2 protein-coding genes are annotated in these 1004 nt (G+C 68.0%); both read right to left on the bottom strand.

All coding sequences use genetic code 11. The annotated features are described in order from the left end of the window. A partial coding sequence (locus tag A2I95_RS42385; RefSeq protein ID WP_291738214.1) for a glycosyltransferase occupies positions 1-733 on the bottom strand: 733 nt, incomplete at its 3' end. A 13-nt stretch (positions 734-746) separates the two neighbouring features. Beyond that, on the bottom strand, positions 747-1004 hold a 258-nt coding region (locus A2I95_RS42380), incomplete at its 5' end, for a hypothetical protein (protein WP_291738213.1).

Raw genomic sequence — 1004 nt, 5'->3', positions numbered from 1 at the left:
CAAACACCCGCAGCCGTTCGGCGTCCAGCCGGTTGGTCAGCCGGCTGCCGCCCGGCTGCACGAAATGGGTGACGCCGATGCAGGCGCTGCTGAGGATGCTCCGGGCCCGCAGGAAGCTCTGCCAATGCAGGGCGATGTCGTTATGCACCAGGGTCTCGGAACAGCGGATGCCCTGTTCCAGCAGGAACTCGGTGCGGTAGATCTTGTTCCAGGGGTAGTTGGCGGTCTGCGCCAGCAGCGGCGCGGCGCTGTCCGGAACCGGGCGCAGGCTGGCCTGGGCCAGGCCTGCCTGAACCCAGAAATCCTGATCAAAGGGCATCTGCCCCCGCTGCCGGTCCTGCGCCATCCGGCTGTCGTGGTGCTGGAAGATGCAGAAGTCGAACGGATCCGCCTGCGCCAGCGCCTGGCACAGGCTGCGCAATTCGCGGGCGGGCAGGTCATCGGCATCCAGAAACAGCAGGTGCCGGGTTTTCACATGCAAAAGCGCCCGGTTGCGCGCCGCGCCTGCGCCGCGGACCCGGTCCTGGCGCAACAGGGTCAGCCGGGCCGGCTCCAGCCCGCTGTCCCGGGTCAGGGTTTCGGCATCAGGGGCGGGCAGGGAGCCGTCGTCCGTCACGATCACCGCCTCGGCGAGGCCAAGAGCTGCCAGGTGCCGCAGCAGCCGGGTCAGATTGCCGTTGTCATCATGGCTGGGGATGGCGACGGTCAGGTCGAGGGGCGGATCAAGGGGCATGGCGGGATCTGCCTTACAGGGCAAACAGATGCAGGTGCATCAGGCTGAGGTCAAAAGCCTGGCAGGGCAGGAACAGCACCAGTTCATGCCAGGGCGCGCTAAGCGGCAGCTCCGGGCGGCTGTCGAGATAGAGCGCATCGGTATGGCTGTGCGCCCGCCCGGCGGCCAGGATGTGCCTGTCGAAAAAGCAGTCGCTGAATCCGCCGCCCTCAAGGCCGGAGCGCAGGCAGGGGCGCAGCATCAGCTGTTCCGGCGCGGCGGTGCGGCAGGC

It is taken from the genome of Leisingera sp. F5 (assembly GCF_001593695.1).
This window is presented reverse-complemented; position numbering and strand designations above follow the sequence as displayed.